Annotated in this window: 27 protein-coding genes and 1 tRNA gene; 18 read left to right on the forward strand and 10 right to left on the reverse strand. The window is 63.6% G+C overall.

The genetic code is table 11. The features are described from left to right. Nucleotides 1-23: 23 nt before the first annotated feature. The gene (locus FJ426_RS21020) at nt 24-2609 is read right to left on the reverse strand and encodes an AAA family ATPase (RefSeq protein WP_140560251.1); all 2586 of its coding nucleotides are present in this window, start codon (nt 2607-2609) and stop codon (nt 24-26) included. 215 nt (nt 2610-2824) lie between these two features. Between FJ426_RS21020 and FJ426_RS21025 the strand changes: the two genes are divergently transcribed. From FJ426_RS21025 to FJ426_RS21050, 5 genes are all read left to right on the forward strand, one after another. Beyond that, nucleotides 2825-3097, forward strand: a complete 273-nt coding sequence (locus FJ426_RS21025) for a DUF4242 domain-containing protein (protein ID WP_140500909.1) — start codon at nt 2825-2827, stop codon at nt 3095-3097. A 419-nt stretch (nt 3098-3516) separates the two neighbouring features. Then, complete coding sequence (locus FJ426_RS21035) at nt 3517-4014, forward strand: hypothetical protein (protein WP_140500907.1); 498 nt, start codon at nt 3517-3519, stop codon at nt 4012-4014. Nucleotides 4015-4071: 57 nt separating this feature from the next. Continuing rightward, nucleotides 4072-4278 (forward strand): DUF1127 domain-containing protein, encoded by a 207-nt coding sequence (locus tag FJ426_RS21040; protein WP_210242337.1) that lies wholly within the window; start codon nt 4072-4074, stop codon nt 4276-4278. A 176-nt stretch (nt 4279-4454) separates the two neighbouring features. Beyond that, complete coding sequence (locus FJ426_RS21045; RefSeq protein WP_140513849.1) at nt 4455-5855, forward strand: lipopolysaccharide biosynthesis protein; 1401 nt, start codon at nt 4455-4457, stop codon at nt 5853-5855. Beyond that, entirely contained in the window at nt 5855-7135 is a 1281-nt protein-coding gene (locus FJ426_RS21050) for a GNAT family N-acetyltransferase (protein ID WP_140560192.1), read from the forward strand. Before FJ426_RS21045 ends, FJ426_RS21050 begins: the two co-directional genes overlap by 1 nt. A gap of 577 nt (nt 7136-7712) precedes the next feature. Here the strand turns inward: FJ426_RS21050 and FJ426_RS21055 are convergent. After that, nucleotides 7713-7946, reverse strand: a complete 234-nt coding sequence (locus FJ426_RS21055; RefSeq protein ID WP_140560191.1) for a polymerase — start codon at nt 7944-7946, stop codon at nt 7713-7715. 335 nt (nt 7947-8281) lie between these two features. On the opposite strand from FJ426_RS21055, the gene FJ426_RS21060 reads away from it, so the two are divergent. Continuing rightward, the gene (locus FJ426_RS21060; protein ID WP_140500899.1) at nt 8282-8485 is read left to right on the forward strand and encodes a hypothetical protein; all 204 of its coding nucleotides are present in this window, start codon (nt 8282-8284) and stop codon (nt 8483-8485) included. A gap of 180 nt (nt 8486-8665) precedes the next feature. Here the strand turns inward: FJ426_RS21060 and FJ426_RS32195 are convergent, their stop codons facing one another. Further along, nucleotides 8666-9103, reverse strand: coding sequence for a hypothetical protein (locus FJ426_RS32195; RefSeq protein WP_348642463.1), 438 nt, complete (start codon nt 9101-9103; stop codon nt 8666-8668). A gap of 63 nt (nt 9104-9166) precedes the next feature. Next, a tRNA-Leu gene (locus FJ426_RS21070) sits at nt 9167-9251 on the reverse strand. Between the two features lie 327 nt (nt 9252-9578). Here FJ426_RS21070 and FJ426_RS21075 point away from each other — a divergent pair. Further along, nucleotides 9579-10166 (forward strand): YqaA family protein, encoded by a 588-nt coding sequence (locus FJ426_RS21075; RefSeq protein ID WP_140560190.1) that lies wholly within the window; start codon nt 9579-9581, stop codon nt 10164-10166. Nucleotides 10167-10250: 84 nt separating this feature from the next. Then, complete coding sequence (locus FJ426_RS21080) at nt 10251-10769, forward strand: disulfide bond formation protein B (protein WP_140513858.1); 519 nt, start codon at nt 10251-10253, stop codon at nt 10767-10769. A 159-nt stretch (nt 10770-10928) separates the two neighbouring features. Here FJ426_RS21080 and FJ426_RS21085 read toward each other — a convergent pair whose 3' ends face one another. Both FJ426_RS21085 and FJ426_RS21090 read right to left on the reverse strand, forming a co-directional pair. Continuing rightward, nucleotides 10929-11486, reverse strand: a complete 558-nt coding sequence (locus FJ426_RS21085) for an HNH endonuclease (RefSeq protein WP_023677956.1) — start codon at nt 11484-11486, stop codon at nt 10929-10931. Between the two features lie 130 nt (nt 11487-11616). After that, nucleotides 11617-12258 (reverse strand): DNA-3-methyladenine glycosylase, encoded by a 642-nt coding sequence (locus tag FJ426_RS21090; protein WP_140513859.1) that lies wholly within the window; start codon nt 12256-12258, stop codon nt 11617-11619. Nucleotides 12259-12332: 74 nt separating this feature from the next. Here FJ426_RS21090 and gluQRS point away from each other — a divergent pair, with 74 nt between their 5' ends. Next, a complete protein-coding gene (gene gluQRS, locus FJ426_RS21095) occupies nt 12333-13202 on the forward strand; it encodes a tRNA glutamyl-Q(34) synthetase GluQRS (protein WP_140560189.1) in 870 nt (289 codons plus the stop codon). A gap of 150 nt (nt 13203-13352) precedes the next feature. Further along, on the forward strand, nt 13353-14249 hold the full coding sequence (locus FJ426_RS21100) for a DMT family transporter (RefSeq protein WP_140560188.1): 897 nt from the start codon (nt 13353-13355) through the stop codon (nt 14247-14249). Between the two features lie 105 nt (nt 14250-14354). On the opposite strand, the gene FJ426_RS21105 is transcribed toward FJ426_RS21100, so the two are convergent. Next, nucleotides 14355-15206 (reverse strand): YihY/virulence factor BrkB family protein, encoded by an 852-nt coding sequence (locus FJ426_RS21105; protein ID WP_140500876.1) that lies wholly within the window; start codon nt 15204-15206, stop codon nt 14355-14357. Between the two features lie 58 nt (nt 15207-15264). On the opposite strand from FJ426_RS21105, the gene FJ426_RS21110 reads away from it, so the two are divergent. The 7 genes from FJ426_RS21110 (at nt 15265) to FJ426_RS21140 (ending at nt 20671) form a co-directional block, all read left to right on the forward strand. Continuing rightward, nucleotides 15265-16131 carry an SDR family oxidoreductase gene (locus FJ426_RS21110; protein ID WP_140560187.1) on the forward strand — a complete coding sequence of 289 codons (867 nt, stop codon included), beginning with the start codon at nt 15265-15267 and terminating at the stop codon, nt 16129-16131. 24 nt (nt 16132-16155) lie between these two features. Further along, nucleotides 16156-16347: a twin transmembrane helix small protein gene (locus FJ426_RS21115; protein ID WP_140500874.1), complete on the forward strand. Its 192-nt coding sequence runs from the start codon at nt 16156-16158 to the stop codon at nt 16345-16347. Nucleotides 16348-16372: 25 nt separating this feature from the next. Continuing rightward, nucleotides 16373-16954, forward strand: a complete 582-nt coding sequence (locus FJ426_RS21120; RefSeq protein ID WP_140500873.1) for a cob(I)yrinic acid a,c-diamide adenosyltransferase — start codon at nt 16373-16375, stop codon at nt 16952-16954. 31 nt (nt 16955-16985) lie between these two features. Further along, nucleotides 16986-17798 (forward strand): rhomboid family intramembrane serine protease, encoded by an 813-nt coding sequence (locus FJ426_RS21125; RefSeq protein ID WP_140560186.1) that lies wholly within the window; start codon nt 16986-16988, stop codon nt 17796-17798. A gap of 177 nt (nt 17799-17975) precedes the next feature. After that, nucleotides 17976-18725, forward strand: a complete 750-nt coding sequence (locus FJ426_RS21130; protein WP_140825515.1) for an electron transfer flavoprotein subunit beta/FixA family protein — start codon at nt 17976-17978, stop codon at nt 18723-18725. A gap of 19 nt (nt 18726-18744) precedes the next feature. After that, entirely contained in the window at nt 18745-19674 is a 930-nt protein-coding gene (locus tag FJ426_RS21135; protein WP_140560185.1) for an electron transfer flavoprotein subunit alpha/FixB family protein, read from the forward strand. A 118-nt stretch (nt 19675-19792) separates the two neighbouring features. Continuing rightward, on the forward strand, nt 19793-20671 hold the full coding sequence (locus tag FJ426_RS21140; protein ID WP_140500869.1) for a 3-hydroxybutyryl-CoA dehydrogenase: 879 nt from the start codon (nt 19793-19795) through the stop codon (nt 20669-20671). 34 nt (nt 20672-20705) lie between these two features. Here FJ426_RS21140 and FJ426_RS21145 read toward each other — a convergent pair whose 3' ends face one another. From FJ426_RS21145 to FJ426_RS21155, 3 genes are all read right to left on the reverse strand, one after another. Continuing rightward, nucleotides 20706-22601, reverse strand: coding sequence for a PAS domain S-box protein (locus FJ426_RS21145; RefSeq protein WP_224619246.1), 1896 nt, complete (start codon nt 22599-22601; stop codon nt 20706-20708). A 238-nt stretch (nt 22602-22839) separates the two neighbouring features. Beyond that, on the reverse strand, nt 22840-23478 hold the full coding sequence (locus FJ426_RS21150; protein WP_140500813.1) for an NrsF family protein: 639 nt from the start codon (nt 23476-23478) through the stop codon (nt 22840-22842). A 1-nt stretch (nt 23479) separates the two neighbouring features. Beyond that, nucleotides 23480-24031: a sigma-70 family RNA polymerase sigma factor gene (locus FJ426_RS21155; protein WP_140513867.1), complete on the reverse strand. Its 552-nt coding sequence runs from the start codon at nt 24029-24031 to the stop codon at nt 23480-23482. Between the two features lie 297 nt (nt 24032-24328). Between FJ426_RS21155 and FJ426_RS21160 the strand changes: the two genes are divergently transcribed. After that, nucleotides 24329-25336, forward strand: coding sequence for an iron ABC transporter substrate-binding protein (locus tag FJ426_RS21160; protein ID WP_140525437.1), 1008 nt, complete (start codon nt 24329-24331; stop codon nt 25334-25336). The last annotated feature ends 96 nt before the right edge of the window (nt 25337-25432 follow it).

The raw sequence follows: 25432 nt of genomic DNA on the forward strand, positions 1-25432 counted from the left end.
ATCCGGGCGCGATTCCTACGTGCTCAGATCAGCCCGGAATCGCGCGCGGCGGCGGTCGCCTCGCCACGCGAAATGGCGTCCAGCTTGCCCAGCACCGCCGAGACATGATGATCGACGGTCTTCGGTGAGATGGTCAGGTGCTCGGCTATTCTCTTGTTGGAAAAACCGCGTTCGATCAGTTGCAGGACCTGCATCTGGCGCAGCGTCAGGCCAGCTTGATTGGCGCGCGTGCTCTGCCGCGGTCCCCTTGCAATGTTATTGACGCCATTCTGCCGCATGACGGCGCGGACGTGCTGGGCGACCGGCCGGGCACCGAGCCCCTCGAATATATCCAGGGCCAGGCGCAGGGCCGGCTCGTCGCCGCGCAGCAGAGCGAGCGCCTGCTCGAACGGAGCACCCAGCCGGGCCCACAGCGTCGCGGCACCGTGCCAATCGCCGGCGAGCAGCAGGCGATAGGGCTCCGCCATGCCGGTCGTATCGCCAGGGTCGCTTTCAGGCGACAAGAGCAGCCGCCAGACGGCCAGTTCGGCGAACATCGCCCTCGTCGGCGACAGGCTTTCTGCCAGCTCGATCAGGCGAAGCGCCTCACTGGCGTCGCCTTGCCCAAGCCATGCCAGTTCGGCCATCGACGCCGTGTAAGGCACCAGCCGCTGCAGCTCCATTCCCCTGTCCAGGAACCGCTTCATTTCCTCCAGCACCGGCCCAGCCGGATCGCCTCGCCTTATGCGCAGTTTCGCCAGCGCGACTAGGGATGGGTAACGCACCAGGGCTGTCGTTGCAGCATCGTCGATGACGTCGAGAGCCATGGCCGCCGCATCGTCCCAAAGGCCGCGTCGCAAAAGCAGCTGCGCCTGCACGCCCCGCATATAGTCGCGCCAGGTCGCGAGGTCGTTCTCAACGCAATAGGCAATGCCGCGGTCGAGAAAGGATTGCGCGCGCACAAGATCGAGCTGGTTCATTTCGGCGCAGGCGCAATTGGTGAAGCCGCGTGCCGCGTGCTCCTGGAAATTCTGCACGAGCGCGATTTCAAGGCTGCGGGCGAGGTGAAGCCGGCCTTTGGCCAGATCAAGCCACTGCTCGGCCGAGCCAAGATTGTTGAGCGCGTGGCAGATTATCTCCGGCTTGTTCAACCGTTCGGCCAGAGCGACTGCCTTGCCGCCAAGCAGCAGCGTCTCATGGAGCTTCTCGGCCAGCATCGCCAGCTGCGAGAGATTGGAATAGGCCATGGCAAGCTCCGGACTGGCAGGCGCCTGTTCCAGCAATTCCACTGCCTGGGCCCCGAACAGGTCCGCCTGTTCGCGGTCACCCACCAGATAGGCGAAGCGCGACAGGCATCTGAGGCTGTCGCCCTCCCTGAGCGTGTCGCCCAGCGCCTGCTGTAGCCGGCGCGCCTGGCTCTGCGCCTCGATGGCCGCATCGATGCGGCCGATCAGATGGCATTCAAACGCATATCCTTCGTAAAGCCTCGCCCGGTCGCTCATCGGCAGGCTGTCGGCATGCCGCAAGGCGACCTCGTAGTAGCCGGCGGCATCGCGATGCGCGCCGACACGGGAAGCCTCGCGCGCTGCGAGCGGGGCAAGCTCGCGCACCGCCTCAAGATTCTGGGCCTCCACCGCATGGTGCACAAGCCTTGCGGTAGTCACCTCGGCGTTTTCCTGCAGTGCGGAAAGCGCGCGTTGGTTGAATTCGCGCCGACGGCTCGAGGTCAGCGCCATCTCGATGGCGCGACGGGCGATCTCGTGCCGGAAGGCGTAGCCATCGCCGAGATCGTCGAGCAAGCCATTCGAGACACATTCCGCCAGCTGGCCGGCGCTGGCGACGCCACAGAGGCCGCGCAGCGCCCAGGCATCGGCGCGGCGTGGAAACACAGACACCGCGTCGAGCATCGAGCGCGCTCCCGGCGACAGGCGCTCGGCACGCGCCAGCACGGCGTCGCGGACGCTGGCCGGCGGGATCATCTCGCTTTCGGCAGCCAGCAATTCGGTGACGAAGAAGGCGTTGCCCGCGGTGGCGCGATAGATTGCGCTGCCGTCGCGGTTGGCTGCTTCGGCAAGCGACAACACCGCCGCCTCGCTGAGCAGTGGCACTTCGATGCGCTGGACGTTGCCGGCTGGAATTTCGCCGAGCACCCGGCGCGCACGCATCTGCCCTTCGCTGCGGTCGGTGCGTGCCGTGAACAGCACCAGCATATGCGTGTTGGTGATGCGCCGGCCCAGGAAACGGACGAAATCCAGGGTCGCGTCGTCGGCCCAGTGCATATCCTCGATGACCAGCAAACCCGGCCGAGACCTCGCCTCGAAAACCTCGAGAGCGTCTGAAAACAGGGGCAGCCGCTGACCTTGGCGGTCGTCGATTGCCCGGGGCAGTGCCCACTGCGCGTCCCGGGCCAGATCATAGAGCGGTCCAAGCGGATCGGGAATCGACAGGTCCTCGCAAGCGCTGCGGAATATGGAAACGTGCTGCCCGGCACGGGTTACGAACGCCTCGACGAGTGCCGTCTTGCCGGCGCCGGCCTCGCCCAGCAATGCCGCCACGCGGCCGCGACCGCGCGCGGCCTCCGCGAGCAGTTCCTCCAACTGATCGAGTTGTGCCTGCCGTTCCAGAAGCATCGTCACTGGCCCATAAGTATCGTCGTCCCTCGACCCTTCTCCAAAATACCCCCGCTTCGGTATCCGCAGTGTGGCTCCCAGACCAAACGTCGAAAACATAGGGAATCGTCCCGCGCAATATGGGGAAAGGCTCCGATGTGCGCTTTCGACGATCGTGATTTTTCTCCAACCGCGCTCATTTCGAGCGTGAATCAGTCACAAAAGGAAGCCACTCCATGCCTCGCTATCTGATCGAACGGACATTCCCCGACGGGCTCAACGTGCCGACGAACGACGTCGGCGCGACGGCGCTCGGCGGCATCATCATGCGCAACGCCGAGAAGGGGGTCACCTGGCTGCACTCCTTCGTGTCGCCCGACAGGAACAAGAGTTTCTGCATCTACGACGCCCCCTCGCCGGAGGCGATCCGCAGCACGGCGCAGAAGAATTCGCTACCGGTGGACAAGATCACGGAGGTGAGGGTCCTGGACCCTTACTTTTATCGCTGACCCTATGGACCAAGGATGGAACAATGAGCGTGAGATCGTCCTGGGCAGCGATGGGTGTCGGCTTTCCGTGCTGTTTCCTCCCGAAACGGCAGCCGCCGTCGTGGCGTTCGACCATGCACCCTTCCGGCGTGGTCTCGCATCGCGGATTGTCTCCGCGCTGCTCGCGCCATTGCGAAGCCGGCGCAGGCGCCTGCCACCGCAAGACGATTATTTAAGGCGGGACGTCGGCCTGCCGGAGCACGAGATGCGGCGGGACTACTGGGAATATTGGTGGTGGCATCAATGAGACCGCCGCCCCGGCTAGAGAGGAACGGATCGGACCCGTCCCGCAACTGACGATCCAACGCGCAGGCATGGCAGCAGGGCCTTACAGGCCGGTCCTGCCGCCTGCGCGTCACCAACAACCAATGGAGAATAAAATGAACGTCAATTTCTGGCGCCTTGCCGCGCTGTCCATCATGGCGATCACCGCCACTGCCGCATCTGCGGAGAGTGGCAATCGGCTGGCCGCCGAGGTGCGGGCGGCCAACGGCCGCTTCGTGAATGTCGCGGCGGCCACCGCCGAGGGCTATGCGCCGATTCCCTGCGCCAGCGGCATCACCGGCGGCGCGATGGGCATTCACTACGTCAACGGCGCCTATCTCAAGGATGATGCCGTCGACCTCGCCAAGCCGGAGGCCGTGATGTACGAGCCGATGGCCGATGGCAAGCTGAAGCTGGTGGCCGTCGAATATATCACCGCGAAGGGTCCCGCGTCGCTCGAAGGCCAGCTGTTCAACTTCGACAGCGCCCCCAACCGCTATGGCCTCGGCCCCTTCTACGAACTTCATGTCTGGGCCTGGAAGCAGAACCCGACCGGCGCCTTCGCCGACATGAACCCGAATGTCTCATGCGACGCCATGAAAAAGGCCGACTGACGGCACCGCCTGCCGGAACAGTGCCGGCAGGCCTTTTACGCGTCGCGAGGAGAAACCATGCCCGAGATAGCTATCTTCCTGGCAAGGCTGCGCGCCCCACCGTGGCGGCCGATGGCCATCCTCGCTTGGCTGGCGCGCGGACAGCGCCTCCGACATGAGCGGCGTCACCTGGAGGCGATGCCCGATTTCATGCTGAAAGGCATCGGCATCAGCCGTTCCGAGATCGACTATGTCGCAACTCACGGCGAAGCGCGCCGCTCTTAGGCTTGGCTGGGAGTTGGAACGACAGAGCGCCTGTCTCCTGCTTGCGGCATGGAACCCACACCGGTCGTCCTCGCTGGCCTCTCTGCCATTGTGTATGCCTCTTCCACCCACCCTTTCTTAAGGTGTCTCCGCTACACCAAAGCCTGGAAAGAAGCGGAAAACGGAGAACAATCGGGGTGCGCTTTTCCGCGGCCACGACAGCCGGGCGGTTCTTGCCGCAGCGTTTGGCGCTGCGCGTGGAGCCGTTGCTTGGCCGCGTCGACGCCGTGCTGTTCACCGCCGACGAGCGCGGCGAGGCCGGCCGCATGTCGGTCATTGCCTTTTCCATCCGCATCGTCAGCGCCGTCATCGCCTTCGTCAGCCAGGTGTTGATGGCACGCTGGATGGGCTCGTTCGAATACGGCATCTTCGTCCTTGTCTGGGTGACCATGGTCATCGTCGGCAATCTCGCCTGCCTCGGCTTCCACACCTCGGTTATCCGCTTCATTCCCGAATACCGCGAGCGCGGCCTCATCGACGAGTTGCGCGGTATCGTCGTGGCCAGCCGCCTGTTCGTCCTGATCGCTTCGACGGTCATCGCCGGGCTCGGCGCACTCGGCGTGTGGCTCGCTTCGTCATGGACTGAAAACTACTATGTCCTGCCGTTCATCCTCGGCGTCATCTGCCTGCCGATGATAGCGCTGTCGGATCTGCTGCAAGGCCAGGCCAGGGCGAACAGCTGGGCGCTGTTCGCCCTGGCGCCGACCTATCTGATACGGCCCGTGCTGATCCTGCTGTTCATGGCGCTGATGCTTTTCGCCGGCTACGCGCCCGACGCGAAGACCGCGATCTTCGCCTCGATCGCCGCCACTTACGTCACCACGCTCGCCCAGCTTATCGGCGTCACCCGGCGCATGGAAAAGCAGATTCCGGCCGGGCCGATGAAGGTGCATTTCGCACAATGGTTCATTGTCTCGCTGCCGATCTTCTTGGTCGAAAGCTTCTTTTTCCTGCTCACCAATGCCGACGTGCTGATGGTCGGCGCCTATATGGACCCCAACGACGTCGCCGTCTATTTCGCCACGGTCAAGACACTGGCGCTGGTGCATTTCGTCTACTTCGCCGTCAAGGCAGGCGTCGCTCAGCGCTATGCCCAGTTCACCCATGGCGAGCCGGAAAAGCTCGCCGCCTTCGCCCGCGAGACGGTGTCGTGGACCTTCTGGCCATCGCTCGCCATGGCACTGCTGGTGCTGGCGCTTGGCAAACCGATGCTGATGCTGTTCGGTCCCGAATTCACATCGGGTTATCCGCTTCTGTTCCTGCTCGTCTTCGGCGTCGTGGCGCGCGCCGCCGTGGGCCCGTGCGAAAGCCTGCTCACCATGAGCGGCAACCAGAATGTCTGCGCCGCCGTCTATGCCATGACGCTGGCCTTCAACATTGGCCTGAACGTGGTGCTGATCCCGCTCTTCGGCCTGTGGGGCGCCGCAATGGCCACCGCCTTCGCCATGATCTTCGAGGCCGGCGCGCTGTCCTTCACGGTCTGGCGCAAGCTCGGCATCGTCATGGCGATCTTCGTGCCAGCCAAAGGAGCCGCGTGATGGCCGCCATCCCCTTGCTCGAGGAAACCAGCGGCGGCCCCGCCGGCGCCATGGTGTCCGGCCTTGCCGGACTGGGGCGCGACACCGACCCGGCCCATATCGAGATCCTCGCCAACAACCGGCCCGAGCGGAAACTGGCCATCTATCCGGCGTCGGCCGGGTTCGACCTCGTCGAGGAGCTGGATTATCTGTGCGCCCGCACCATCGAGCCCAACGTCTTCTTCAACCCGCGTTTCCTCGCGCCTGCAATGCCCCGGCTGGAAGACCGCGAGGTGCGTCTGGCCGTCATCCGTGACGGCGATGAATACCGCAACCGGCTACGCCTTCTGGTGCCGTTCTCGGTGGAGCGGCCGGTGGTGCCGCTCGGGGTTCCGGTCATGCGCACATGGTCGAGCCCGTTCGGTCCGCTCGGCACCCCGCTGGTCGACCGCGACGATCCGGTCGGTGTCCTCGAGGATTTCTTCTCGATGCTGTCGCGCCCGCATCTGAAGCTGCCGAAAGTGTTCGTCCTGCCCGACATCAGGCTCGACGGCGCGGTGGCGAGCCTGGTTGCCACTGTGGCCGAAACGCGTGGCCTGATGTTGGTCACCACCGGTCACGCCCAGCGTCCGCTGCTCGAGAGCGAACGCGACGCCGAGGACTATCTGAAGGCTTCGCTGCGCGCGCACCATTATCGCGAGTTCCGCCGCCTCAGGCGGCGGCTGGGTGACCTCGGTAAGCTTGAACATGTCGTGGCGCGCGGCCCCGACGAGATCCGTCACGCCATCGAGAGCTTCCTGACGCTGGAGGCGGCCGGCTGGAAGGGCCGCGAGCGCACGGCCATGGCGATCGACCGCTACCGCGCCGCCTTCGCCCGCGAGGCCGTGCACAGGCTGGCCGAGCAGGACCTGTGCCGCATCCATTCGCTGACGCTCGACGGCCGCACCATTGCGTGCCTGATCGTCTTCGTCGAAGCCGGCGTTGCCTACACCTGGAAGACGGCCTACGACGAAACTCTGGCCGGCTATTCGCCAGGCACGCTGCTGATGATCGAGGTGACCAGGCAGCATCTCGACGACCCCAACATCATGATGACCGATTCCTGTGCCGTGCCCGACCATCCGGTGATGAGCAGGTTGTGGACCGAGCGCAAGCCGATGGGCACGCTGGTGATCGGCCTGACGCCGGACGCCGACCGTCTCGCCCGCCAGGCGGCCTCGCAACTGCATCTCTACCGGGAGACCCGCAACATGGCCCGCCTGCTGCGCAACCGGATGAAGAGCCTGCTCAAGAGACGATAGACGCGCTCGCATCTTCTGGAGCGCGTGGATGCTTGCTTCAAGCCTGAGCATTTGGTTGCTTCATGGGATAAACAGTCACTGTATTGATAGCGTTTCTTCGCCAGCGCCTGCTTGAGCAACAGTCACAATCTTTCAACAAAGCGCGACAAAGGTGATACGATTTTGGGTATAATTCATGTCGCTTGCCGGCGGCGCATCCGTTTTTCTTCAGCGCTTTTCCTCGTGGCGGACATCAGAATTAGCTAATTCATTCGAACATATAAAGGACATTCACGGAACTTAAGTGGTAACATAAGACCTTTGGGACCAGGCCCTGGGACTTTGGTCCGCCTTCACGAAATCCGGCAGCGAGCATGAGGCTAATCTTCATTGCTCTTCAGGAACTTGAAACGGCCGACCAGATCTAACTTGAGCCACTCGTCCTCATTCTTCCCCGTCGCTTTCGGCGGTGGCGCGCGGATTGCGAGGAACAGGCGCTGGACGCGAGAAATCCACCTGCCGGAACCAGCGGGGGAGCCGCCAATGGGAAAGCTGCCGGCGCCAGAATCCTGGACGCGTAAAAGCCCGCCACGGAGCCCTACGGGGACGGTCTTGGGCGAGCGAGCGCCATGTCGAAAGTGTCCGGCAGGTGAGGATGCGCGCCGGCCCGTCTCACCGAAGCCGTGGTCATCGCGTCGACCGGGAGAATAATCGACATGCGAGCATAGTGGTCCGGCCACAGCGGCTTTCCAAACAGGAAGAACACGATCGCGAGAAAACAAATCAGCAGCAGGACGGCGAAGGTGTTCGCGATGATCTCGCCAAGCTGCATGTCTTTCTCCCCGAAGTCGGACACCCGCCGCTCGCAGCAACGGCGGGCGTCCAGGGACCGTCGATGAAGGGACTTTACTCGACGGCTTCCACGCCAATGAGGAACGGCGGCTTATGTTCAGGGTTTAGGACCAATGCGTCGATGCTTCGGACTTCAGTCCCAATTGCGGGTCCGAGGAGAAGGAGACAGTCTGCCTTTCGCACCGGCTAAGCCCTCCACCAAGGTACCTGACAGCCGGGAGCACAGCCCGGCCTGCTCGCCAAGTGCCGAACCTACCGCCAAAAGCAGGCCGGGCTCCTTCTGTCGATAGTCAAGATCGTCGCCCAACGGGGAAAATGACCAGCTACAAGGTGGAGGAAATCCTGGGCGAGAGAATTATCGGCACGCACGAGGTGGCGGCTTCAAGTCCCGCAGGGGCTGCCAGACGGGCAACCGGTCATCCGATGCAACCCCGCATTCCAGGCGCGCTGTTCGTTCGGGTCACCAGATCGGAGGACGGCACGGTCGCCGAATTCAGCTTCGCGGGATTTCCTTGTTGAACCCAGATGTCGTCGGATAGGACGGCAGGAGTGGCGTTTCTTGCGACTATGGCCGGTGTCTACGCCGACCCATTGGCGCGGTTCGGCATTGAAGGAACCCGCTCGCTCTGACCCTTGTATTCACGTGAATTCCGAAGCTCGTCGATGAATCGTTCCGACGCGACTTGCACCAGAATTGCGTTAGCGTCCCAGCGGCTGTCTGGATGCCGAAACCAATTCGTCCTCATCCCTGATCCCGGCCATGTAATTCGCGATTATGCGGGATGAAATCGCTTCACGTTGCTGGGCCGATCGGGCGTCGAGCTTCAGCCTGTCGAACACGCGGCCAAGCAGGGCCACTTCGGAGGAATCGAAGACGCCAGCCTCCTGAGCTTTCTGACGAATCGGCATGAGTTCCTCCCTTTGAGATAAATAAGCAACAACTGATGCAAGGGGCAATCTCAAGCCCTGATATATCCACACCGAGGAACGGTCAGGCGGCCAACATAGGTCCTGAAGCGTGAAAGCGGCTACCGCATTGGACATGCCGAAGATGCAGTCCTGCACCCGGCGAGCCGCTCCCGGATGTCGCTCTTGCGATATCGGCTTTAAACGGCGCACGACAAACTCGAACACCATATCCGCATTTGCCGAAACGCCGATCGGGAATTAGCGGCAGACGCATCGAAGCGGCGACTGAAATGGTGCCCCTAGCCGGGATCGAACCAGCACTCCTTGCGGAACTCGATTTTGAGTCGAGCGCGTCTACCAATTCCGCCATAGGGGCTCAGGCCGGGCGGCCTGGATGGCGCGGACTATACGGTTGGAGGCCTGTTCGTCAACTGGCCTGTTGCCGATAGCCTGCGGAGCCGCGACCAAACCGCCCCTTTCGGTTTCCTGCGGGCACTGCCATTGTGCGGCGCGGAAAATCTTTCTAGACAGGCGTCGTGTCGAAGCGCCTGGCGTCCGGAAGAAGGAACGCGGCGCGCTTCGGGTCTTGGTTTCACGCATGCACCTGTTTCATCCATGCCCCTGGTTTTCTGCCTGCCCTTATGCCGGCCACGCCGTGCATGTGGGCGCCGTGCGGTAGGCATTTACGACATTAGGAGAGCCGATGCTTCGCGGACTGTACGACTGGACCTTGTCGCTGGCGGCGCGCAAATCCGCCGAATGGTGGCTGGCCTTCATCGCCTTCGTCGAGAGTTCCGTGTTCCTGGTGCCGGCCGACGTGCTCTATCTGCCGATGGCACTGTCGCGGCCTGATCGCGCCTATCGCTATGCGCTGATCGCCACCGTCGCCTCCGTGCTGGGCGGCATCGCCGGCTGGTTCATCGGCCACTACGCCTACGACGCGCTGGCGCGGCCCATCCTCGAATTCTACGGCAAGTATGACGAGTTCGAGGCGCTGCGCCTCTCTTCGGGCATCGGCTTCATCATCTTGATGCTGATCACCTCGGGCGCCGCCCATCTGCCGCCGATCAAGGTGGTGACGATCCTTTCGGGGGTCATCGGCGTCAATCTTTTGCTGTTTATCGCGCTGGCAATCGTGGCGCGCGGCGGGCGCTTCCTGCTTCTGGCCTGGCTGCTGCGCCGCTATGGCGAGCCGATCCGCGAGTTCATCGAAAAGCGCCTCGGCCTGATCGCGGGTGCGGCGGCAGCCGCCCTGATTTTGCTCTATATCCTGGTCAAATACGCCTTCTGATTCATGTCGCCCAAACCGCGCGGCGGCGTGGCGACATGGACCACAAGACCGGGCGAGCGGCGAACAAAACGGACGAAAGACCCCATGACTGCGACCATGACTGCCAACACCGGACGCCAGCGGACCATGACGGCCCTGTTCCTTGCCGTAGCCATGGCCGCCACTGTCGGCTCCGCGCTCGCCTTCCAGTACATTGGCGGCTACATCCCTTGCCATCTCTGCCTGGAACAGCGCACGCCCTACTATATCGGCGTGCCGCTGATGCTGCTGGCGCTGCTTGCATCGGCGCTGCACGCGCCGGCATGGGTGGTGCGCGGCTTGCTGGCCATCGGCGGCCTGCTGATGCTCTATGGGCTGTATCTCGGCATCTATCACGCCGGCGTGGAGTGGGCCTGGTGGCAGGGCCCGGCCGATTGCACCGCGGGCGGAGGCCCGGTCGACACCGGCGGCAAAGGCGTGCTCGACGCGCTCGACAAATTCGTGCCCCCCTCCTGCGACAAGGCCGCGCTTCGCATCCTCGGCCTGTCGCTCGCCGGCTGGAACGCCATCGCCAGCCTTGTCCTCGCGGCCGTCGCCTTCCGCAGCGCTCTTTCGCGCGACTGAGTAGCGCGAAAGAGCCGACGCGAGATCGTTCAAGAATTCGGCAGGCTGAGTCGCATGGAGTGATTGTCGAGAACCGAAGCGGAGCGGACATTGGTCCGTGAGCATCGGAAGCGCAGACAATCGCTTCAGACGGCCAGCGTCCCGAATTGTCGGACGCTCTCAGGGTTCGAGTTCGACATCCCAGTACAGATAATCCATCCAGCTTTCATGCAGATGGTTGGGCGGGAACAGACGGCCATTATTGTGCAGGTCGTGCACCGTCGGCTGGTAGGGCTTCTGCAACGGCCACATCTTGGCATGCGCCGGCATCATGCCGCCTTTCCTGAGATTGCAGGGGGAACAGGCGGCGACGACATTCTCCCACGTCGTAGCACCCCCGCGGTGGCGGGGGATGACGTGATCGAAGGTCAGATCGTCGGGCGTGCCGCAATATTGGCACTGGAAGCGGTCACGCAGGAAGACATTGAAGCGTGTGAAGGCGGGATGCCGCGACGGCTTCACATAGGCCTTCAGGCTGACGACGCTCGGCAGCTTCATCGAGAAGGTCGGCGAGGACACCGCGTGCTCGTATTCGGCGACGATGTTCACCCGTTCGAGGAACACCGCCTTGATGGCGTCCTGCCACGACCAGAGCGACAGGGGGTAATAGCTGAGCGGACGGTAATCCGCATTCAGCACCAGCGCTGGAAGCCCATCCGGAGATACGGCAACCGTCACGTCGTTGGCCTCCTTGGTTCTCAAACCTGAATGGCGCGGATACTGTAAGCCCGACATGACAGGGATGTGAAGCGGATTGTCACGCGTCCGAAGGCACAAAAAAACGAGATTTTGATGCTTTTTCGCGCTTTCAGGCCGGGGGTGCGGCATCCCTGCCCTTCAATTCGCGATAATAGGACCAGAAAAGCCGCGATGCGACACCTCTCCATGGGCTCCATGATTCGGCGAGTTGGATCAGTGTTTTCTCCTGCGGACGCGGGTCGATGCCGAGCGCATGGCCGACGGCGGTCTGGAGCGCGACATCGCGCGCCGGGAAGATGTCGGGATGGCCTGCGGCGAACAGCAGATACACCTGCGCCGTCCACGGACCGATACCGGGCACGGCCGTCATGGTCGTGATTGCCTCGCCGGCGTCAAGCGAACACAAATGATGAAGATCGAGGCCGTCCGCCACCGCCTGGGCGGCGGCGAGGAGGCCGCGTTGCTTGGGTCGCGACAGGCCCGCCTCGCGAAACATGTCCTCGCCGGCGGCAAGGATCGCCAGCGGCGTCAACGGGTCGACCAGTTTCGTCAGCCGGCCGAAGATCGCATCGGCGCTGGCGCGCGACACCTGCTGCGAGACGATAATCGAGGCAAGGCTCGAGAATCCCGGTTGGGACAGCCGTAGCGGCACCTCGCCCGCCATGCCGCGGATCTTTTCCAGCCTTGGGTCGATCGCGCAAAGCGCGTCGAGTCCCCGGGCGATGTCGTCCAATGTGGCGATACGTTGCATGCTTTCTTGTTCCTGAACCGGCCGCACGGTAGCAATTGGCAAAACCGCCGCACAACCCGATTGCCGCTCAAGAGATGACACTCCTGACATTCCGTTTCGCGCCCAGTCCCAATGGCGAACTGCATCTCGGCCATGCCTTTTCGGCGCTGCTCAACCAGAAACTGGCGCGAGCGGTCGGCGGCCGCCTGCTGCTGCGCATCGAGGATATCGACACCACGCGCTGCTCGCCGGAATTCGAGGCGGGCATTTTTACCGATCTGAGATGGCTCGGTCTTGCCTGGGAACAGCCTGTACGACGGCAATCCGAGCACTTCGCCTGTTATGAGACGGTGCTTGACCGGCTGATCCGGGAGGACCTCGTCTATCCCGCCTTCATGAGCAGAAGCGAAATCCGGGCTTTCATCGCCGACAGCAAAAAGCGCGACTGGCCGCGCGATCCCGATGGCGTGCCGGTCTATCCCGCCGTCGACAAGGCGCGGCCGGCGAAGGAACGCCAGCGCCGCATTGCCGAGGGCGCTCCCTTCGCCTGGCGGCTGGATGTCGATGCGGCGATGGCACGCGTCGGCAAGGATTTGTCATGGAACGAATTTTCAGACGAATCGCTTTCCGCGACGCGCGTCGTCGAGGCCCGCCCGCGCGATTGGGGCGACGTGATCGTGGCGCGCCGCGAAATCCCGACCAGCTATCATCTCGCCGTCGTCGTCGACGATGCGCTGCAGGGCGTCAGCCATGTCGTGCGCGGCCAGGATCTTTATTCCGCCACCGGGGTACAGCGGCTGCTTCAGGAACTGCTTGGCCTGCCGCAGCCAGCCTATTTCCATCACCGGCTGATCCTGGGACCCGACGGGCGCAAGCTGTCGAAAAGCCGGAAGGACACCGGCCTTGCCGTCTTGCGCGAAGCGGGCGTGTCGACTCACGATGTCAGGCGGATGGTCGGTCTCTGACGCAGGCGAAGGCCGAAGAGGCAGTTTGCGGAAAAGGCGGCCGGTTGAATTCCGGTGATGCATGGATCAATCGTTTCGTTTTGCGCGCCGGCTTGAACCGGACTAGAGCTTCGCCACGGCTCAATTCTCATCAAGCGCGGTCCCCGGAAAATGCACAGCGTCAAGCGGCTCATCCCCGCCACTTTCGTCGTCCTGTGGGCGACCGGCTTCATCGGCGCCCGCTATGCCATGCCGTGGGCCGAACCGTTTACGTTCCTGGCTGCGCGCTTCGTCCTGGCGGCGGCGTTGTTCGCCGGCCTGGTGGTCGTGCTTGGCTCCAAGAGAGCCTCCCGCGAAGAGGCATTGCACGCCACCGGGGCCGGCATTCTGATGCATGGCGTCTATCTCGGCGCGGTCTTCTGGGCTATCCACAGGGGCATGCCCGCCGGGCTGTCGGCGCTGATTGTCGGCCTGCAGCCGCTGATCACGGCGGTGCTCGCCGGCAAGTTTCTCGGCGAGGCGATCCTGCCGCGCCATTGGGCCGGCCTCGCGGTCGGCCTGGCCGGCGTCGTCATCGTGCTCTGGCCAAAGCTCGGCGCGCTCGGCGGCGGCGTGACGTCAGCCACGCTGACCGCCTCGCTGGTCTCGGTGCTCGGCATGAGCGCCGGCACGATATGGCAGAAGCGTTTTGCTTCCGGCGGCGACCTCGTCGCCGCGACCATGTGGCAATATGTCGGCGGCGCTTCGGTGATGATCCTGGCTTCACTGGCCTTCGAGACCCACACGGTCGTCATCAACGGCGAATTGATCTTCGCCATGGTCTGGCTGGTGCTGGTGCTGTCGATCGGCGCCATCTTCCTTCTGATGGTGATGATCCGCGACGGCGAGATGTCGAAGGTCGCTTCGCTGTTCTATCTGGTGCCGGCGGTGACGGCCGTCATCGCCTGGGCCTTGTTCGACGAGCAGCTCAACGCGCTTCAGATTGCCGGCATGGCGATCACGACCTTCGGTGTCGGTCTGGCAACGGCGCGGCAGACCAAGGGAAGAATTGTAGAAATGAGGAATTGAGGAATTGAGGAATTGAGGAATTGAGGAAAATGGTGCCATCTGGCGCTGGGGGCTTCTTCTTCAATTCTCCAATTCTCCAATTCTCCAGTTCTTCAATTCAGCCGGTCATCCCACCCGCGCGCGTGCCTCGAGATAGCGGCTGATTGCTGCGTTGAGTTCGCCGCCGAGAATGAAGATCGCGGACACGATGTAGAGAAAGACCACCGCGATCATGATCGAGGCAAGCCCGGCATAGGTCGTCACATAGGACGAGAAATGGTCGAGATAGGTGGCGAAAATGGTCGAGCCTATCAGCCATGCGGCGAGCGTGAAGACGATGCCGGGGATCAGCGAGACGAAACGGCGCTTGCCGGCCGGCAGCCAGTAATGCACTGAAAACAGACCGCCGACGATGACGGTCGAGGCGATGACGTAGCGCCACAGCGTGATGGTGCCCGTATAGGGTTTTATCCACTCGAAATGCGCCTCGGCCAGCCGCGCCAGCAATGGCGCGAAGACCAGGAGCACGCTGATCGCCAGGAAGCCTGCCGTGGCGATCAGCACGAAGAAGATGCTCTGCACGCGGCGATAGATGATGCCGCGCGTCTCGGTGACGCGATAGGCCCGGTTGAGCGAGGTGCGCAGCGCCTCGATGCCGTTCGAGGCGAAATAGGCGGCCAGCAGCACGCCGTAGGTGAGCAGATCCGATCGTCGCACGGTGAGCACGTTCAGCACCTCTCGCGCGATCGGTTTGGCGATTTGTTCCGGCCAGGTGTCGAAGACCAGGTGCACGGCCGTGTCGGCGAAGGCTTGCGCGCCGAGGAAGCTCGCCAGCGTGGTGGCGAAGATCAGGAACGGAAACAACGCCATCAGCGAGGTGATTGCCAGATGGCTGGCCATCGCCCAGCCGTCATCGGTGTTGAAATGACCGATCGCGTCGTAGAGCACGCGGCGCAGGGCGACGATATTCCGCAACAAGAACCGCGCTCCCCTTCGATTGTCTCGACGCCGCGAATATGGGAAGGGAATGCGGCAAATGGCAACCCTTGGTCATAAGACGAATCCGTCGGCACGCGCGTTGCGCGTCATCATCGTCACCGGCGCGTCGTCGGGCATAGGCGCTTATTGCGCGCGGGCGCTCAAGGCGGAAGGCTGGCGGGTGTTCGCCACGGCGCGCAAGCCCGAAGACATCGCGGCCCTGGAAAAGGAGGGCATCGAGGCGTTCTATCTGGACTATCGCGAACCTGCCTCCATCGAAGCGCTTGCGGCTTCAGTGCTGGAGCGGACCGGCGGCAGAATCGATGCTCTGTTCAACAATGGCGCCTATGCACAAGCGGGCGCGGTCGAGGATCTGCCGGTGGCCGCCTTGCGCGAGCAGTTCGAGGCCAATTTCTTCGGCTGGCACGACCTGACCCGCCGGCTCGTGCCGGTGATGCGCCGCCAGGGCCGTGGCCGGATCGTTCATTGCTCGTCGATCCTTGGCCTGGTGCCGGTACGTTTTCGCGGCGCCTATTCGGCATCCAAACACGCTTTGGAGGCGCTGATGCTCTGTCAGCGCCAGGAACTGGCCGGCAGCGGCGTGCATGTCTCGCTGATCGAGCCGGGGCCGGTGAAATCGAAGATCGCCAGCAACGGACTCGCCTGGTTTCTCAGGAATATCGACCATGAGAATTCCGTGCATCGCGCGGACTATGAGGCGCAGTTGGAACGGATGCGCACCGGCGGCAGCCAATCGGCGCTGAAGCCCGGGCCGGAAGTGGTCCACAAGGCGCTTCGCCATGCACTTCTGTCGCGGCGCCCGCGCCCGCACTATGTGGTAACAGTGCCCGCCAAGGTCGGCGCCACGCTCAAACGCATCCTTCCGGCATCGATGCTTCACCGCCTGCTCGCCAAACGCGCCTGAACAAGAAAAGGACTGGAAACGCAAATGGCATCCGTCTTCAACATCCTTGCCATCCTGGTCATGGTCGCCGTGGTGATCGTGCTGGTCCGGGGTCTGATCAACATGATGCGCGGCGGTTCCGGCATGACCTCCAACAAGCTGATGCAGACGCGCGTCGTGCTGCAGGCCGTGGCGCTGGCGCTGATCCTGCTGGCAGTGTATTTCACCCGCAAATGAGGACACCGGCCGTTCGGGAGGCGACGTGGTCAAGCTCAACAAGATCTACACCCGCACCGGCGACAACGGCACCACCGGGCTCGGCACGGGTGAGCGGCGGCTGAAGTCCGATCTCAGGGTGGACGCCTACGGCACTGTCGACGAAGCCAATGCCTGCATTGGCATGGCTCGTGTTCACACCGCCCCAAGCCACCCGGCGATTGACGCCATGCTTGCCCGCATCCAGAACGATCTCTTCGACCTGGGCGCCGATCTGGCCGTGCCCGACGACGGCAAGCCGCTCGGCTACGAGCCGCTGCGCATCATCGCCGCGCAGACCGAGCGCGTCGAACACGACATCGATCTCCTCAACAACGACCTCCAGCCGCTCAAATCCTTCGTGCTGAACGGCGGCACGCCGGCCGCCGCTGCGCTCCATCTCGCCCGAACGGTGGCGCGGCGGGCCGAGCGGCTGATGGTGGCGCTCGCACAGCATCCTGGTGAGCACGTCAACCGCGACGGGCTGAAATACATCAACCGCGTCTCCGACTTCCTGTTCGTCGCCGCCAGGGCGGTCAATGACAATGGAAATGCCGACGTGTTATGGGTTCCTGGCAAGAACCGCTGAACTATGCCAAGGCGGGAGAGGCCAGGCACCTATGTTCATCCCGCTCTACGACACCAACAGGCTGCGGCACATCAGGCTGCAATATGTGACGATCGCCCTGATCCTGGCCAACGCGCTGGTCTATTGCGCCACCGCGCTCGGGGGCGAGAATTTCACCAATGCCGCCGTGCTCGGCCTCGGCTTCATCCCCTCCGTGGTGCATGACACGGCAGAGCTCGACCCGCGCTTTATCGTCATTCCCGAAAGCCTGAGCTATCTCACCTACTCATTCCTGCATGCCGACATTTTCCACCTTGGCGGCAACATGCTGTTCCTGTGGGTGTTCGGCGACAATGTCGAGGACGCGCTCGGCCATATCCGCTATCTCATCTTCTACCTCCTGTGCGCCATCGCCGGAGCCGCCTTCCAGGGCCTCATCGCGTGGGACTCGCAGGTGCCGCTGATCGGCGCCTCCGGCGCCATCGCCGGCGTGGTCGTCGCCTACCTGATCCTCTATCCCAGGGTGAAGGTCTGGGTGCTGGCCTTTGCCCGCATTCCGCTGCGCATCCCGGCCTTCATCCCGCTCCTCCTGTGGGTGCTGTTCCAGATCGTCATGTTCGCCGCCGGTGGCGAGGACCAGATTTCCTGGGCCTGCCACATAGGCGGCATCATCGCCGGCGCCGTGCTGGTGCTCGTGCTGCGCAGCCGCGGCGTGCCGCTTTTTGCGGGCGCGGACGAAGAAGCCGCACCCGCCGACCAGCCCGCCGTCGCCGTAGATCCGGCCGTAAACGAGCCGATTGCCGCGCAGCCCGTGCCACGCTGGGGTCGAGGAAGTGCCCCGGCCCCGACTGAACCGATTGAGTGAATTGCCCGACGCCGTGGCATATTGACGTGCGGGTTCGCCGCAACTACGGAAGCGTTTCCGCCCGCCTTTGGCGGTTGAAGAGCAGAATTTCCATCCGGAATGTCGGCTTTCGACAACTCTGACAGGGTTCACGCTGGTATAGCGCGCCCCAACTATCTCAAGAGAGGTGACAGGAAAATGAAGATCCTTGTGCCCGTGAAGCGGGTTGTGGATGCGAATGTGAAGGTTCGCGTCAAGGCTGACGGTTCGGCGGTGGAATTGGCCAACGTCAAGATGGCGATGAACCCATTCGACGAGATCGCGGTGGAAGAGGCGATCCGGCTCAAGGAAGCCGGCAAGGCCGAAGAGATCATCGTCGTGTCGATCGGCCCGCAGCAGGCGCAGGAGACGCTTCGCACCGCGCTCGCCATGGGCGCCGACCGCGCCATCCTGGTCAAGACCGACGAGCAGACAGAGCCACTGGGCGTCGCCAAGGTACTGAAGGGCGTGGTCGAGGCCGAGCAGCCCGGCCTTGTCATCCTCGGCAAGCAGGCGATCGACGATGATTCCAACCAGACCGGCCAGATGCTCGCAGCCCTTCTCGGCTGGGCGCAGGGCACGTTTGCTTCCAAGGTGGTGCTGGAGGGCGACAAGGCCAGGGTGACGCGCGAGGTCGACGGCGGCCTGCAGACGGTTGAGCTGAAGATGCCGGCGATCATCACTGCCGACCTTCGCCTCAACCAGCCGCGCTATGCATCGCTGCCCAACATCATGAAGGCCAAGAAGAAGCCGCTCGACGAGAAGAGCCCGGCCGACTACGGCGCTGACGTCAAGCCGCGGCTGAAGGTCATCAAGACCGAAGAGCCGGGCGGCCGCAAGGCGGGCGTCAAGGTCAAGAGCGTCGCCGAGCTCATCGACAAGCTGAAGAACGAAGCCGGCGTGCTCTGAGATCGGAAGGAACAGATAAATGACCATTCTCCTCATCGCCGAACACGACAACGCAACCCTTTCCGACCAGACCGCCAAGGCGCTGTCGGCCGCGCTGCAGATCGGCTCGGACGTGCATGTGCTGGTGGCCGGCAAGAACGCCAAGGGCGCAGCTGATGCCGCCGCCAAGCTGAAGGGCGTGAGCAAGGTGCTGCTGGCCGAAGCCGACGAGCTTGCCGAGCGTCTCGCCGAGCCGACCGCGGCGCTCGTCGTGTCGCTGGCCGGCTCCTATGACACCATCGTCGCGCCGGCAACCTCGTCGGGCAAGAACGTCGCGCCGCGCGTAGCCGCTTTGCTCGACGTGGCGCAGGTCTCCGAGATCATCGAAGTGGTCTCGCCGGACACCTTCAAGCGGCCGATCTATGCCGGCAACGCCATCCAGACGGTACAGTCGACCGATGCCACGAAGGTCATTACCGTGCGCACCGCCTCCTTCCAGGCGGCGCCCGAGGGCGGTTCGGCCGCTGTCGAAACCGTCAGCGCTGCGGCCAATCCTGGCCTCTCCTCCTTCGTCGAGAACAAGCTATCGGAGACCGATCGTCCGGAACTGACCTCGGCCAAGATCATCATCTCGGGCGGCCGCGCGCTCGGCTCCTCGGAGAAGTTCCAGGAGGTCATCCTGCCGGTCGCCGACAAGCTCGGCGCTGCCGTCGGCGCATCCCGCGCCGCCGTCGATGCCGGTTATGCGCCGAATGACTGGCAGGTCGGCCAGACCGGCAAGGTTGTCGCCCCCGACCTCTACATCGCCGTCGGCATCTCCGGCGCCATCCAGCACCTCGCCGGCATGAAGGATTCGAAGGTCATCGTCGCCATCAACAAGGACGAGGAAGCGCCGATCTTCCAGGTTGCCGACTATGGCCTCGTCGGCGATCTGTTCGTTGTCCTGCCGGAGTTGCAGAAGGCGCTTTGACGCCCTGCCGCAAAGCGTATTAATTGTGAGGGGTGGGGTAGACGAAGTCGCCCCACCCTTTTAGTTTGCACCGCACAAAAAGCAGGCCGCAAAGGCCTTTTTCGACGGGATCGGTGTAATGAGCAAGATCGAAACGATCGGCATCATCGGCGCGGGCCAGATGGGCGGCGGCATCGCCCATGTCTCCGCACTTTCGGGCTACAAGGTGCTGATCTACGATATATCGCCCGACCGTATCGAGAAGGGCATCGCCACTGTCAGCGGCAACATGGCCCGCCAGGTGGGGTCCGGCAAGCTCGACGAGAAGCTCCGCAACCAGGCGATGGCGCGCATCGCGGCGGCGCCATCCATGGCCGATCTCGCCGGTGCCGACCTGGTCATCGAGGCAGCGACCGAGGACGAGACGGTCAAGCGCAAGATCTACGCCCAGCTTTGTCCGCAGCTCAATCCCGAGGCCATACTGGCGACCAATACCTCGTCGATCTCGATCACGCGGCTAGCCGCGCAGACCGACCGCCCCGAGCGCTTCATCGGCATCCACTTCATGAATCCGGTTCCCCTGATGAAGCTGGTCGAACTGGTGCGCGGCATCGCCACCGAGGACCAGACCTTCGAGGCGGCAAAGACCTATGTGAAGCAGCTCGACAAGACGATCACGGTCTCGGAGGATTTTCCGGCCTTCATCGTCAACCGCATCCTTTTGCCGATGATCAACGAGGCGATCTACACGCTCTATGAGGGCGTCGGCACGGTCGATGCGATCGACACCGCCATGCGGCTCGGCGCCAACCATCCGATGGGGCCGCTGCAGCTGGCCGATTTCATCGGCCTGGACACCTGCCTGTCAATCATGCAGGTGCTGCATGACGGCCTGTCGGATTCGAAGTACCGCCCCTGCCCGTTGCTGGTCAAATATGTCGAGGCCGGCTGGCTCGGCCGCAAGACCGGCCGCGGCTTCTACGATTATCGCGGCGAGCATCCGGTTCCGACACGCTGACCCGCCAGACTGATCACGGCCTGGCCGCGCGGGTTTACGACGCGGCGGCCAGGGGCTTGGGCGTCTCGATTTCGACCCTGTCGTCCTTCGCATCGGTCTCCGGCGCCATGGACACGCATCCGCGACCGGCAGCCTTGGCCACGTAGCAGGCGGCGTCTGCCCTGGCGATGATCTCGTCGACCGCGCCGCAATCTGCGTTGATAGGAGCCAGTCCGATGCTGGCGCCGATCGAATGAGGACGGCCTTCCCAGGTGAAGTCGAGGCCCTGTATCGCATCGATGATGGATCGCGCCGCGATTCTGGCCCCGGCAGCCGAGCCCGACTTCAGAATGACCGCGAATTCGTCGCCGCCCAGACGCGCGACCATGTCCTGCGGACCAAGCACGCCACGCACGGCCTCGGCAACGCGCTTGAGCAATGCGTCTCCCGCCGCGTGGCCGCCTGTGTCGTTGACCAGTTTGAAATGATCGAGGTCGATGAACATGAACTGATGTCCGATCCCCTCCTTGCGGGCCTGATCGACCAGTTCTTCCATGGCGCGGATGAAACTCGCGCGGTTGGCAAGGCCGGTCAGCGCATCATGCGCGGCGGCGTGGGCAAGCTGGCGCTGCAGCGCCCGCGCATCGGTGAAGTCCTGAAAGACGATGACCAGTCCGCAGAATTCGTTGCGTTCGTTCATGATCGGCGACACGACCTGCCGGATGCTGCAGCGCGTCTCGTCGCGCCGGATGAGGACGGCGCGGCTGTTCTGGTCATCGGCTCCCTGGCCGCCGATCGCAGGCCGCGCCACGCCGATCCTGTGGCCGGTCTCCTCGTCGACCGCCCAATAGACATGGCCGAGCGTCTTGCCGAGGGCATCATTGCAGGAGACACCGGTCAGCTTTTCGGCGACAGGATTCATGAAGGTGACGCGGTTGGCGGCATCGGTGCAGATGACGGCATCGCCGATCGACTGGAGCGTCACTTTGAGGCGCTCCTTTTCGTCCGCCAGCATGGCCGCCGACACGGCGAGGCGCTCCTCCGCCTGCTTGCGCCGGGTGATGTCGGTCAGGCTGCCTATCGCCCTGATCAGCCGCCCCTCTTCGTCGCGCTCGATCGCCTTGCCGCGGTCGAGGAACCAGAGCCAGCGGCCATCCTTGTGGCGCATCCTGAATTCGGCCTCGAAGAACGGCGTGCGGCCTTCGAGATGGGCGCGGTCCGCCTCGGCCACTGCTTCGCGGTCGTCGGGATGTATCATCGCCAGCCAGTGATCGGGGTCACCGTCGAGTTCCCCGTCGGCGTAACCCAGCATCTTGACCCAGGTCGAGGAATAGTTAGTGCCGCCCCTGCGCTTGTCGAAGTCCCAGACGCCCTGGCCGGCGCCGGCCAATGCAAAGTTCCAGCGCGTTTCGGCCTCGGCGATCCGCGCCTCGGCCTGCTTGCGCGCATTGATGTCCTCTATCTGCGAGACGAGATACAGCGGCCGGCCGCTATTCCCGTCGCGAATGACGGAGCCGGCCAGCCTGGCCCAGACGGGCGTGCCGTCCTTCTTGAGATAGCGCTTCTCGAAATGAAAGGAATCGATCTTGCCGGCCTTCAGGTCTTCCATCGTCTCCCGCCCGATCTCCAGATCGTCGGCATGCGTGAGCTGGAAGAAGGTCAACGCCTCGATCTCGTCGCGGCGGTAGTCGAGCATGGCAGCGAAAGCCGGGTTGGCCTCGAGAATGCGCCCGTCGAGGCCGACGATGGCGACGCCGATGGAGGAATCCTCCATGGCACGGCGGAAGCGCTGCTCGCTCTCGGCGATCTGGCGGCGGTCCTTGCGGATGACGCGCGCGAACATGCAGGCCAGGAGAAGTGCGCCGGCTGCCACACCGACCGACGCCTGCACACATAATTCGAGCGTCTCGGCGCCGGGATCCAGCCGCGACAGCAGGATCGATGCCGTCATCGCCGCTGTCCCGCCCACGAGCAGAGCCAACCCCGCATGTCTGTGCGGCGCCGGCCCGATGATCCTTCGCATTGCCACGATTTGTACCACCCCGTGGGCAATCGCATTTCCCGTGAAAATCCTGACGGATCGATTTTAAGGAAAGGTTGCGTCGGGTATCGGCGATGCCGCCGGCCGGCAAACATTTGCCGGCATGATTAAGGATCGGTATGCGCGGGATGCAGCAGCGGGCGTCGCGCTACCAGCGCACGAAAAACCGGCCGCCGAGCGCGCCGAGCAGCGCCAGCGCGGCGATCGCGATCGTATACCAGGTGGCGACGAAAAGCGGCGAATCATCAAAGCAATGCGCGGCATAGAAGGTTGCCGCCAGCCCGCCGGCGAGCAGGCCCGCGGCCGTGCCGGCCAGCACCGGCCGTGTCGGCGCGCCATAGCGCAGCATCCACAGGAAGATGGCAAGCGGGCCGATGCCGATCAGCGGGATGAGCCCCATGCAGACCATCATGTTGGAACCGACGAGACGCCTGCCCCAGTCGGCCTCGGGCACGGCGTAAAGCTCCAGCACCACGGCCACTGCCACGAGCACGGGCGCAGCCGCCATCCAGGCCGCCGCCTTGCCTGTCGATGCTCCCGGTGTCGACAATGCCCTGACGAAGGCGAAGGCGCTGGCGGCGAGCACGATGGTGAACAGGAACTTCGAAAGAAAGCGCATCGTATGTGCGGCAGCCATGAAGTCGGGGCGCGGACCGATCGTCATCATGAAAACCGCGCCCGCGATCACGGCGGCCACGCCGGCAGCCAGCCACCAGGCCGAGCGCAGCGGCATCGCCTTGCTGCGGGCGTCGGCATCAAGCGCCTTGATGAGATCTTCGGTCCTCATGTCATTCCCGCCCAAACCGCCCCTGCCCGAACCGCTTGGCAATGGCTGCAAGTCCGCGATGCAAGGAAACCCGCACCGCTGTTTCGCTGATGCCGAACTTGGCTGCCGTGTCGCCGATCGAGCGTCCCTCCACCGACACGGACGACACCACGGAGCGCTGTGCCGGCGGCAGGCCGTCGAGCGCCCGGTTGATGTCGCGTTCGCTGACGGTTTCCGTTTCCGGCTCGGCGAAGGTTTCGGCAATATCGTCGACATCGATCTCGATGCGCCGTCCGCGCCGCCGGAACGCGTCGATCAACTTGAAGCGCGCGATGGCATAGACCCAGGGCAGCACAGGTGCGTCCTGGCGCCAGGTGTGCCGTTTCACATGAATGGCCAGCAAGGTTTCCTGCACGACATCCTCGGGATCGACCCCGCCTTTGACGATCTTGCGCCTGGCAAAACCGCGAACCAGAGCGGCCGTCCGGTGCAGAAAGTCGGCATAGGCCCTTTCATCTCCCGCGATCGCGGCTCGCATCAGCCGGGAAAGCTCGGCCTCGTCCTTGCCGCTCACAAGAGTTCACTCCCCGATCTTCGCGCCTCGGCGCTGATTTGTTACGTGGCCGGCGAAATAATGTCCAAGGCAAACTACCGGCAAGTCACGAAAGATTGCGGGCGAACGCGAACTTGGGCTCGTCGACGGCGACTGTGTCCTGGACCGTCGGTCGCGCGCGGCCATCACGCGGAATTGTCCGCCTGGCATGGGCCTGTGCCGCCAGCGGCCGATTGAAGCAGGCCAAAAATGTTGACTACACCTGTCATGTATCGATAGGTGCTGCGTGCCAGTTCAACGAGATCGAGGACGACGCCCATGAAATACGCTCTTTCCACCCTTGCCGGCGCCGCGGCGGTGGCGGTCAGCCTGATCGCTGGCCAGGCGATGGCTGAGGATACAGGCATCATCGTCTACAATGCCCAGCACGAGAGCCTCGCCAAGGAATGGGCCGACGGCTTCACCAAGGAAACCGGTATCAAGGTCACGCTGCGCAATGGCGGCGACAGCGATTTCTCCAACCAGATCGTCGCGGAGGGCACCGCCTCGCCCGCCGACGTGTTCCTGACCGAGAATTCGCCGGCCATGGTGCTGGTCGAGAATGCCGGCCTGTTCGCGCCGGTCGACGCCGACACACTGGCGCAGGTTCCGCAGGATTATCAGGCAGCGAGCGGCAAATGGGTCGGCGTTGCCGCCCGCAGCACCGTCTTTGCCTACAATACCACCAAGCTCAAGGCCGACCAGTTGCCCAAGTCGCTGCTCGACCTTGCCGATCCGAGCTGGAAAGGCCGGTGGGCCGCCTCGCCGTCGGGCGCCGATTTCCAGGCTATCGTCAGCGCGCTGCTGCAGCTCAAGGGCGAAGCCGCGACAGCGGACTGGCTGAAGGCGATGAAGCAGAATTTCACCGCCTATAAGGGCAACAGCACCGTGATGAAAGCGGTCAACGCCGGCGAGATCGAAGGCGGCGTGATCTATCACTACTACTACTTCGGCGATCAGGCCAAGACCGGCGAAAACAGCAAGAACGTAGCGCTGCATTATTTCAAGAACCAGGATCCGGGCGCCTTCGTCTCGACCTCCGGCGGTGGCGTGCTGGCTTCGAGCAAGCATCCCAAGGAAGCCCAGGCTTTCCTGAAGTGGGTGACCGGCAAGGGCGGCCAGGACGTGCTGAAGAACGGAACGTCCTTCGAATACGCGGTCGGCAAGGGCGCAGAGTCCAATCCGAAGCTGGTGCCGCTGGCCGACCTGCAGGCGCCGAAGATCGATGCCGCGACGCTGAACTCCAAGAAGGCCACCGACCTGATGACGGCGGCCGGCTTGCTTTAGTTGCCGTTCGTCCTAATAAGGACACCGGCCGTGCTCCCGCGGGAATTCCGCGGGAGCGTTTTGTTTTTTCGAGATGGCATTCGTCGATGACGACAC

It is taken from the genome of Mesorhizobium sp. B2-6-4, assembly GCF_006441495.1.
GTDB lineage: Bacteria > Pseudomonadota > Alphaproteobacteria > Rhizobiales > Rhizobiaceae > Mesorhizobium.

What these genes read in the sequence shown, in the direction of transcription:
- FJ426_RS21020 (WP_140560251.1), bottom strand. Translation starts at nt 2,609, where the DNA reads ATGCTTCTGGAACGGCAGGCACAACTCGATCAGTTGGAGGAACTGCTC.
- FJ426_RS21025 (WP_140500909.1), top strand. Translation starts at nt 2,825, where the DNA reads ATGCCTCGCTATCTGATCGAACGGACATTCCCCGACGGGCTCAACGTG.
- FJ426_RS21035 (WP_140500907.1), top strand. Translation starts at nt 3,517, where the DNA reads ATGAACGTCAATTTCTGGCGCCTTGCCGCGCTGTCCATCATGGCGATC.
- FJ426_RS21040 (WP_210242337.1), top strand. Translation starts at nt 4,072, where the DNA reads ATGCCCGAGATAGCTATCTTCCTGGCAAGGCTGCGCGCCCCACCGTGG.
- FJ426_RS21050 (WP_140560192.1), top strand. Translation starts at nt 5,855, where the DNA reads ATGGCCGCCATCCCCTTGCTCGAGGAAACCAGCGGCGGCCCCGCCGGC.
- FJ426_RS21055 (WP_140560191.1), bottom strand. Translation starts at nt 7,946, where the DNA reads ATGCAGCTTGGCGAGATCATCGCGAACACCTTCGCCGTCCTGCTGCTG.
- FJ426_RS21060 (WP_140500899.1), top strand. Translation starts at nt 8,282, where the DNA reads ATGACCAGCTACAAGGTGGAGGAAATCCTGGGCGAGAGAATTATCGGC.
- FJ426_RS32195 (WP_348642463.1), bottom strand. Translation starts at nt 9,103, where the DNA reads ATGGTGTTCGAGTTTGTCGTGCGCCGTTTAAAGCCGATATCGCAAGAG.
- FJ426_RS21075 (WP_140560190.1), top strand. Translation starts at nt 9,579, where the DNA reads ATGCTTCGCGGACTGTACGACTGGACCTTGTCGCTGGCGGCGCGCAAA.
- FJ426_RS21080 (WP_140513858.1), top strand. Translation starts at nt 10,251, where the DNA reads ATGACTGCGACCATGACTGCCAACACCGGACGCCAGCGGACCATGACG.
- FJ426_RS21090 (WP_140513859.1), bottom strand. Translation starts at nt 12,258, where the DNA reads ATGCAACGTATCGCCACATTGGACGACATCGCCCGGGGACTCGACGCG.
- gluQRS (WP_140560189.1), top strand. Translation starts at nt 12,333, where the DNA reads ATGACACTCCTGACATTCCGTTTCGCGCCCAGTCCCAATGGCGAACTG.
- FJ426_RS21100 (WP_140560188.1), top strand. Translation starts at nt 13,353, where the DNA reads ATGCACAGCGTCAAGCGGCTCATCCCCGCCACTTTCGTCGTCCTGTGG.
- FJ426_RS21110 (WP_140560187.1), top strand. Translation starts at nt 15,265, where the DNA reads ATGGCAACCCTTGGTCATAAGACGAATCCGTCGGCACGCGCGTTGCGC.
- FJ426_RS21115 (WP_140500874.1), top strand. Translation starts at nt 16,156, where the DNA reads ATGGCATCCGTCTTCAACATCCTTGCCATCCTGGTCATGGTCGCCGTG.
- FJ426_RS21125 (WP_140560186.1), top strand. Translation starts at nt 16,986, where the DNA reads ATGTTCATCCCGCTCTACGACACCAACAGGCTGCGGCACATCAGGCTG.
- FJ426_RS21130 (WP_140825515.1), top strand. Translation starts at nt 17,976, where the DNA reads ATGAAGATCCTTGTGCCCGTGAAGCGGGTTGTGGATGCGAATGTGAAG.
- FJ426_RS21135 (WP_140560185.1), top strand. Translation starts at nt 18,745, where the DNA reads ATGACCATTCTCCTCATCGCCGAACACGACAACGCAACCCTTTCCGAC.
- FJ426_RS21140 (WP_140500869.1), top strand. Translation starts at nt 19,793, where the DNA reads ATGAGCAAGATCGAAACGATCGGCATCATCGGCGCGGGCCAGATGGGC.
- FJ426_RS21145 (WP_224619246.1), bottom strand. Translation starts at nt 22,601, where the DNA reads ATGACGGCATCGATCCTGCTGTCGCGGCTGGATCCCGGCGCCGAGACG.
- FJ426_RS21150 (WP_140500813.1), bottom strand. Translation starts at nt 23,478, where the DNA reads ATGAGGACCGAAGATCTCATCAAGGCGCTTGATGCCGACGCCCGCAGC.
- FJ426_RS21160 (WP_140525437.1), top strand. Translation starts at nt 24,329, where the DNA reads ATGAAATACGCTCTTTCCACCCTTGCCGGCGCCGCGGCGGTGGCGGTC.